Source organism: Mesorhizobium sp. M0621 (assembly GCF_040320745.1).
Lineage (GTDB): Bacteria > Pseudomonadota > Alphaproteobacteria > Rhizobiales > Rhizobiaceae > Mesorhizobium.
Genome location: NZ_JAMYQF010000052.1, coordinates 41,382 through 49,669, shown reverse-complemented (window position 1 = coordinate 49,669; position 8,288 = coordinate 41,382). Strand labels below are relative to the sequence as shown.

Genomic DNA, 8,288 nt, shown 5'->3' with positions numbered 1-8,288 from the left:
ACTCGACCACCGTCAACGGCGAAGTCCGTGGCAAGGCGTCTTCAGACAGTTCCACCATCGGCGCCAAGCTCGGACTGAAGATCGCCTTCTAGCTGATGGCTCCGGCGATTGTCACAGATCTGAAATTCACATCACCTGGGCCGCACCACCACACGGTCAGCGGAGATGCTGTCGATAGCGAATTAAGTTGTCCGGTTTAGGTAGCACACGAGTTGTCCGCTGCTTCTGGTTTTGTTCTTCTGGCCGCCGAGCGGGTTCAAGCGGCTTTTTGTGTCTGTAGGGCTATTCCATTGTGGTCGTAGCGGCCCAGACAGCGAGGCCCGTGGAAGATTGCATAGGCGCCGTCCTGATAGCGGCGCACCTTGACTGTCGCCTTGACGAAATGGGGCCGTAGCGGGCTTTCGGGAATTTGCAGCTTCAGCCGATTGAACGAGACGCAATTGTCGTTGCCGACCTGGCGCTCCTCCTGAATGCACAGGATCTCGCCCAGATCGACGCCGGGAATGGCGACGAAGGCTGAGCCTTCCTGTTCGGGCTTGACGGCGAAGCGCTTGTTGTGGGCCGGAATATAAACGTCGCGCAGAAAGCTGTTGGCCTCCTCTATGGTGGCGATCCCGGCCAACGCCAGCTCTTTCGTCAGCCGGTCTTGCAAGGTTTGGAAAACCCGCTCCGAACGACCGCGTGCCTGCGGCGAATAGGCCGCGATATGCTCGACGCCAAGGTGGGCCAACGCGCGACCGACCTGGGTCAGCTTTGTCCGGTCGATTTTTCCACCAGCCTGCGGCGTATGGAAATAGTGGCTGCCTCGATCCGTATAGAGGCTCAACGCCAGACCATGGCCGCCAAACACCTCCTCCAAAGCCCGAAACGTCGAAGCCGTCCCTTCTTCTCGGTCAGAAAGCCCGAATAGATGGTGTTCGTCGCATCGTCCATCGTGACGATGAGGTCGAGCGCCGGTTGGCCGCCGAGCCAGATGTGGCGCGAGCCATCCTGATGCAGCATCATCCCCGGCAAGGGTCGGCGCGGCCGCTTGCGCCGGTGTGCTCCACGCCTGGATGCCTTGGTCAAAAGGCCTTTCGAATGCAGGAACGCCTTCGTCCAGGTGTAACTCCAGCTGAACCGATGATCGCGCACCACAAGTTCGTGGAAATGCTTGGCCGTGAACCCGCTGTAGCGCGTCCGGTAGAGGGTCTCGACCTCAAACTCCCGGTCCAGCGGAACCCGTTTGCCAGACGCCTTGCCAAGACGCCGGTCCAACAAGCCGGCCTCCCCAGCCTCTTCATACCGGCCGCACCAGCGCCGGAAGGTTCGCTCGCTCAGACCCAGCAACTGCGCAGCCTCCATCTGGTTGAACTCCAAAGCCTCATAGCGGCTCAATACGTCTCGGAACTTGATCATTCGCACACCTTGATTGGCTTCCGACCGGCGCATCCTGACCCCGTTTAAAAGGTCGAGACTTACCGGACAGATCGTGTGCTACCTAAACCGGACATATCGCGTGCTACCGACAACGGTCAGCGGAGATGCTCGCCAAGCGAGAACAAGTGTTCTATGCTCTCTGGCCGCACCGCATGGTGTGATGTCGATACGGAAGTCTGTTGTCGCGGGCAGGGGGTTCCATGTTCGAAGTCGTCGGGTTCTGGTGGAAAACACGGTCGAGACGCTGGCTCACCATAAACACGCTTGGCTTGATCGTTGCGCTGTCCGTGTTGCTCTTGCCCGGACTGGGAACCGCGAACGCACAGGCGAACTGGACGCTCGATCCCACCGCGTCGGTGCTCACCTATCAGTCGGTCAAGAAGAACACGATCGTCGAAACCAACAAGATCAGGAACATTTCCGGCAGCCTTACTACGGCGGGCGATGCCAAAGTCACCTTCGATCTCAATTCGGTCGATACGGGGGTCGATCTTCGCAATGTCCGCATGCGGTTCCTGTTCTTCGAGACATTCAAGTTTCCGACCGCCGAACTAACCGCGAAGGTGGATCCCGCGGCGTTTGCCGACCTGGCGACCAAGCGACGTGTGAAGACTGTGCTTCCGTTTCGTCTCAACCTGCACGGAGTCGACAAGGACCTCGAGGCAAACGTCGTGGTGACCATGATCAGCGACAACATGGTGTCGGTCGCTTCGGAGGCCCCTGTCGCCGTGCATGTGGAGGACTTCGGGCTGTTGCCGAATGTCGACAAACTCCAGCAGGCGGCCAATGTGACCAACATTGTTCCGACCGCATCGGTGTCGTTCGATTTCGTGTTCACCGCCGACGGCAGCAAGCCGGCTGCTGTCCAGCCTGTTGCGGCGAAGACCGCCGACGTCGGACCCGTCGCCACCGATGCCGCGAAGACGAACTTCAGCGACGAGGAGTGCCTCAACCGGTTTGCGGTGCTCTCCCGAACTGGGGCTATCTACTTTCGAACGGCGAGCGCGCGGCTCGATACCCAAAGCCGCCCGCTACTTGCGGAGGTCGTCGGTGTCGTTGGCAAGTGCCCGGGCCTGAAGGTCGAGGTTTCCGGACATACCGATTCCGATGGGTCGCCTGTCGAGAACAAGCGCTTGTCGGAGCGGAGGGCCGAGGCGGTTGCCGAGGCCATTGTTGCCGCCGGCATTCCTCGCACGCAGATCGCCGCGACCGGCTACGGCGAGGAGCGGCCGGTTGCCGCCAACGACACGCCAAAGAACAAGGCACTCAATCGGCGGATCGAGTTTTCCGCTACCAAGCTCGTCAACTGAGGAAGGGTCCGTTGTCCCGGTGGGTTTCGATCTGATCGCCCGTTGTGGTGGCCTTATGCGCGGCATCGGGCTTGCAGCACTGGCATTGCTTTTGACTTTGTCGGCCGCCAATGCCGAACGCCATGTCGCGTTGGTCCTTGGCAACTCCAGGTATCAGCATGCCCCGGCGCTGACCAATCCGGTACGCGACGCCCAGGCCATGGCCGAACGCCTGAAGAACCTGGACTTTGAAGTCGTTTCCGGCTTCGACCTGACCAAATTGCAGACCCAGACGACGATTGCGCAGTTCGCCAAGCAGGTTCGCGGCGCCGACATCGCCCTGTTCTTCTATGCCGGCCATGGGTTGCAGGTTTCAGGCAGCAACTACCTTCTTCCGGTCGATGCAGCACTTGAGGACGAGACCTCGCTCGACTTCGAGGCGGTACCCGTGGATTTCATCTTGCGGCAGATGTCACGCGAGACCAGCATAAGGCTGATTTTCCTCGACGCCTGCCGTGACAATCCGCTTGCCGATGTGTTGGCAAAGACCGCCGGCGTCAAGGAAGCAAGGAGCGGCCTTGCCGAAATTCCAATCGAGAATGGTGGCGCGGGGACGCTTGTCGTGTTCGCCACCAGTCCTGATCAGGTCGCCTATGACGGGTCGGGCGAACATTCGCCGTTTGCTTCGGCGCTGCTCGCGCATATGGGCGAAACGAATGTTTCCATCACCGAAGCGATGAACCGCGTTACCGCCGATGTCTTCAAGGCAACCGCCGGCAAACAGCGCCCCTGGACCAATGTCTCGCTGACCACCGAGGTCGTCCTGCACAAGATCGATCTCAACGCGCCGCTGATCGTCGGCGAGGCGAGCGCTCCGCAACCGGAAGGTGGCTCGGATGGGCGCAACGCCACGGCAAATCCGGCCGGCTCCGGTGACGACGCCCAACTCGCACTCAATGTGCTTCGTCAAAAGATCCCGAAGCTTGCCTCGGACGACCCCATCTTTTTCGACCACCCCATCGATTTTGGCGATCCGGAAATCGACGGCAAGAGCATTGCCGAGCTCATCAAGGGCAAGCCACGCTTCAGTCCGGTGGAGGGGCTCGACAAGTCGGTATGGGAAGGCAAGCACTGCGATGGCTGCCATCAGTGGAACGAGACCCGGCTGTGCGAACAGGCGAAAAATTTCGCCTCCAACGATGTCTCTGTTTTGCGCTTGCAGCATCCGCTTGGAACACGCTTCAAGGTGGCGCTGGCCAAATGGGCTCAAGGTGGCTGCAAGTAAGGCAGGGCATTGATGGCATCCATCCAATTTGTGCCGGGGTGAATGCTTTAATACGCATCCGCTGATTGGCGCAGCGCCTCGATCTCGGCCATCTGGATGCCCATTTCGACAAAGGCCGAAAGAACGGCAAACCTGTCGGCGAGCGCGACACGTGCCAGTCCGGTCAGAATCCCGGCATTGACCGCATGGGCGGCAGGAAATGGTTGCAGGGCCGATACCATCGTCGCGGCCCTGGCCGAACCATTGTCACGCCATCCCGCGGCCAGGACAATCCAGCCGACCGGCGTCGTTGGCTGTGTCGCCGCGGCCGCACTGACTGCTGCCCGATGATGCGGGCTGTCCGGTTCACCCACCCAGTCGCGGACAAGCGCGAGCAACTCGTGATCGTTCTGATCGAACAGGTCGGTCAGGTGGCTCAGGCATTCATGAGCCCACCAGACCGCGGCCCGCTCGGGAAGCAGGTAGGCACAAAATGTAATCGCTTCCTCGGGAACACGCCCGGCGAGGAGGTCGCGGCAGAACTCGATCGAGCGCTGGTCGGTTGGAAGGGCTCTCATGTCCCGGCCAACAGCGGGACAGGCCATGAAAAGATCCCGTGCCGTTTTGAACCGGAGCCCATTGGCCATGACCGCCACGCTTTCATCGAGGAGCTTTGGCCACTCAAGCCTCACGCGCGGCGCGGGTCAAGTCTCATCCTGTGACGCGCCGACAACTCTCGGCATTGTCGTACCCCAGGTGTTTTGTCGACAGACAGTCGCCTTGGAATTTGGTATGATCGTGATGATCAAAATCGGATTGCTCAAACAGGAGGAGCCGCTATGCAGTGGAGCAGTTCAGCTTTTGTGTTGGCGGTCGTGTTTTGCTCGACCCACGCTTCCGCCGACCCTGTTCAGAAATCAGAAGACATTGTGAAGTTTTTTGCCGGTGCGGCCGATCTCGGCAAGTCGCGAGGAATTTGTGTCGGCTCCGAGGAGGAGTGCAAAAGCAAGACCAAGGCAAATGACGCGCCAGCAGGAAAATCCAGCCTCGACATGCTGGTCAATTTCGGGCTGGATTCGGCCGAGCTCGACACGACTGCGCGCGCTGAACTCACCGAATTCGCTAAGGCCCTAAAGGACAATCGGCTGCGCACGTTCAACTTCGTCGTCGAAGGCTACACCGACGCCACCGGCACCGTGCATTACAACGAAGGCCTGTCGCAACGACGAGCGCAATCGGTGGCGACCTTCCTGACAGCCAGCGGCATTGAGACCGCGCGCATCAATGCGATCGGCATGGGCGAAAAAAATCCGCGCAGCTCAAACCCGTACGATCCTATGAACCGCCGCGTGGAAATGCGGATAAAGACGCAATAGGGCAGTTCCAGGAAACGTGTGAAACGGTTTTCCGTCCGGAATTGCGTTAAAACAAAGAGAGCGAGCGGTTCGTCGTCTCCGTGAAACGGTGAACCGCTCTAAAGCCCGTTCCATCCCGGTGATATCGGGATGGGGAACATCAACAGTCTGAAACACTCGCGGCCAGGTTCAAAGCGTATTCTGAATCGAGCCTATGAGGGCCGTGACGGCCTGTTTGTATTTTTCGAACTCCGGCGATGTCTGGCGGATCTCCGTGGTTGTTGTCTGCGGGCTGGCGTCGGTGGCCACGCGGCTCAGCTTTTGGCCCATTTTCCTCTCTGCCCAGTCCGCCACATAGCTGGCTGTCTTGCCGGTGAGAAACGGGTTGGCCTGGATGACGGCCGAACCCAGCACGGCGCTCAGTTGCGCCGAACCTGTCGCCGACAGCACCTGATGCGCGCCTTCCATTCCCAAGAAATGACAGAGATACAGCCGTCCGGCCGTGATCTGGTGACCGCGCGCCCGAAGATAGGCCTCGCCTTCGCGCGCCAGATTGCGCACCATCTCACGCGAGATCGTGGCGTCGTAGCGCAGGGCGAGCAGGTCGGCGGTCGACAGCGAGCGCGCAAGTTCCGGGCGGTACGTGTTCATCATCCTGATCCAGGTTTTCGTTATGAACTGGCCGGCGCCGGTCGCTGAAGAATTCGGGTTCTTGGCGCGAGCGCTGCCGCCACTTTCGACATGAACGATGCGGTCGGTGAGCGTTTCGACAGCGGAATCGTCCGAAGCGATCGCGGTAACCGTGCCCAAGGGGTCTATGGCCACGCCATTTTGATATAGTTCGAAATGCAGGTGTGGCCCGGTCGAAAGGCCGGTGGTGCCGATGTAGCCAATGATATTGCCGGCTTTCACCTTGGTGCCGACACCAGCCTCGATTGCAAATTTCTGCATATGCGCATAGCGCGTCTCGCGTCCGTTTCCGTGTGAAATCTTCACCAGATTGCCATAGCCGCCTCCATCACCCTGGAAGCTGATCTCGCCATCGAAGGCCGCTGCGATCGGCGTGCCCACCGGAGCCGCCCAGTCGACGCCCTTGTGGAGGCGAACGATCCCGAGGATTGGATGCTTGCGTGGCCCGAAGGTCGAAGTCATGACGCCGTTGACCGGCGTGACCATGCCGTTGGTCACCGTCAGCGAGCGAACCTGATCGTCACCGGTGACGCAAGCAAACTGGCCGTCGCTCTGCTGGAAGACGAAACAATCGAGGTTTTTTTCGGTGCCCTGGACGCCCACATACAGCACCCGCCCGGCACCCTCGTCCTTGCCGCGCGGCGTTTGCGAATAGATCAGCACGAGGCGCTGGTCCTCGCTTGCAAAGGCGTCCAGGTCCTGTCCTCTCGAGAGATACATGATCGCTTCGCCGATCACACCGGTCGGGACATTGTTGCGGGCCGCCGTCGAGTAGATCGCGTCGAGCAGACGATATTGCCTTTTGTGCGTGCCTTCCGCCTGTGCGCCCGAATAATTGAACAGGTCTTCGCGGACCCAGGGATCGACTCCCGACACGAACGCGCCGGCGGCGTTGCGCGTTAGCGTGCCGACAAACACGTTCCTGGCGTAGATCGAAACCTGCATGAGGGACATCGTGGTCGTCCCGCGGCTCGGCCTGAAACCGCGCATGGCAACGACATAACCCGGTTCCAGACTGTCCCGATTGAAAAGTGTCTTCAGGGCCTCGCCTGCCAGCTTGGCATCATCGGCGGAGAAATGCGCATCAAGCACAACACTGTCCAGGCTGCGGTCGTTGAGGATCTTCACGAACGTGTCCTCGGTCGCCTCGAACCGCTGATAATCATTCGTGACGACCGCGACGCTGGTGTTGTTTTCGATCTGGGTCTTCTGGAATGCGGGAAGGGCTGCGTCGCCCGCATCGATTGTCTCGCCCCAGCCGGCTTCGGGATCATCGTCGTCCGCCTTCTGGTCCGGAACTGCCGCGGGTTCCTCTGCGGTGGGCGATGGCTCAAGATCGTTCTGCAGATCGCCGGATGGCGCGGCAGCGGTCTTTCTCTGCGCCTGGAAGAATGCGAAATCCTCCTGCGTCGACGGTATCGTCGTCATGAATTTTTCGCTGGCGCTAAGCATGACGTCGGACAGAATTTCGATTTGGGGAGAAACGCCGGCCTGATCGAGTTCCGCCGGGCGCGGCATCGTTCGGCCTTTCGTTGCGGCGCCGGCATCGGGCGCCAGCGTGATCCACAGCGGATCCCCGGCAAGGTCGATGATGGCCGGCACATAGACGGATGCATCGGCCGGCACATCGTCCGCGCCTTCGACCGCGTGCAACTCCTCGTCTTCGTCGCCGAACGACCAATAGTCCGCGGTGAGGTAGAAACCGGCGGCGATCGAAAGCAGGAGAACCACCGCGAGGCCGGCGATAAGCCTGCGCCATAGCGTGCGCCTGCGAAGGGCGGCGCGCGCCTGCTTTTTCTGCCTGAAGCTCGTGTCGATATTGTGCGTCACGGATTGCTTCCGGTCAGGAAGAAGGTCCAGCGGATTTGTTCGAGCGTATCGACTTCGAGAAATCGCGTCGCAATATGGCCGCGCTGCCAGCATTCATCGATGCCGCGTATCGAGAAACGTCGCCGCTCGATGCACATTTCTGTCGATCCGGTGAGGATCGCATGACCGAACACGTCCGTGGCATAGATGTAGATGTAGCGGTTCGTCAGTTCCTCGCGGATGACGTTCACGCATTGATTGGCGCCGATGGTCCACCAGCCATCGGTCTGGTCCGCATTGTCGACCTTCTGGCCGACGGCGAGGTTGACGACGTCGAGTGTCTGATTGCAGACCGTGAATTCGGCGCGTGCTTCGCTGGATGACAGCATGGCCAGCAGCGCGGCGCCCGCCATGCATGCAAGCCTCATGCGGCCTCTCAGGGTAAACAGGGCTCGAAGCGGA

At 60.2% G+C, this 8,288-nt stretch carries 8 protein-coding genes; 3 read left to right on the top strand and 5 right to left on the bottom strand.

The genetic code is table 11. From position 1 onward, the window contains the following. Positions 1 to 256: 256 nt before the first annotated feature. Complete coding sequence (locus tag NKI38_RS26845) at positions 257 to 850, bottom strand: hypothetical protein (RefSeq protein ID WP_352662965.1); 594 nt, start codon at positions 848 to 850, stop codon at positions 257 to 259. Beyond that, entirely contained in the window at positions 823 to 1,377 is a 555-nt protein-coding gene (locus NKI38_RS26840; protein WP_352662962.1) for a helix-turn-helix domain-containing protein, read from the bottom strand. Before NKI38_RS26840 ends, NKI38_RS26845 begins: the two co-directional genes overlap by 28 nt. A 242-nt stretch (positions 1,378 to 1,619) precedes the next feature. Between NKI38_RS26840 and NKI38_RS26835 the strand changes: the two genes are divergently transcribed. Next, positions 1,620 to 2,729, top strand: coding sequence for an OmpA family protein (locus tag NKI38_RS26835; RefSeq protein WP_352662959.1), 1,110 nt, complete (start codon positions 1,620 to 1,622; stop codon positions 2,727 to 2,729). 19 nt (positions 2,730 to 2,748) lie between these two features. Continuing rightward, positions 2,749 to 3,993 (top strand): caspase family protein, encoded by a 1,245-nt coding sequence (locus NKI38_RS26830; RefSeq protein WP_352662956.1) that lies wholly within the window; start codon positions 2,749 to 2,751, stop codon positions 3,991 to 3,993. Between the two features lie 47 nt (positions 3,994 to 4,040). Here the strand turns inward: NKI38_RS26830 and NKI38_RS26825 are convergent, their stop codons facing one another. Further along, entirely contained in the window at positions 4,041 to 4,619 is a 579-nt protein-coding gene (locus NKI38_RS26825) for a DUF6931 family protein (protein ID WP_352662953.1), read from the bottom strand. Positions 4,620 to 4,811: 192 nt separating this feature from the next. Between NKI38_RS26825 and NKI38_RS26820 the strand changes: the two genes are divergently transcribed. After that, a complete protein-coding gene (locus NKI38_RS26820) occupies positions 4,812 to 5,348 on the top strand; it encodes an OmpA family protein (RefSeq protein WP_352662950.1) in 537 nt (178 codons plus the stop codon). A gap of 168 nt (positions 5,349 to 5,516) precedes the next feature. Here NKI38_RS26820 and NKI38_RS26815 read toward each other — a convergent pair whose 3' ends face one another. After that, complete coding sequence (locus NKI38_RS26815; protein ID WP_352662947.1) at positions 5,517 to 7,847, bottom strand: M23 family metallopeptidase; 2,331 nt, start codon at positions 7,845 to 7,847, stop codon at positions 5,517 to 5,519. Then, a complete protein-coding gene (locus NKI38_RS26810) occupies positions 7,844 to 8,254 on the bottom strand; it encodes a DUF1036 domain-containing protein (RefSeq protein ID WP_352662944.1) in 411 nt (136 codons plus the stop codon). The genes NKI38_RS26815 and NKI38_RS26810 overlap by 4 nt, the downstream gene beginning before the upstream one ends. Between the last annotated feature and the right edge of the window lie 34 nt (positions 8,255 to 8,288).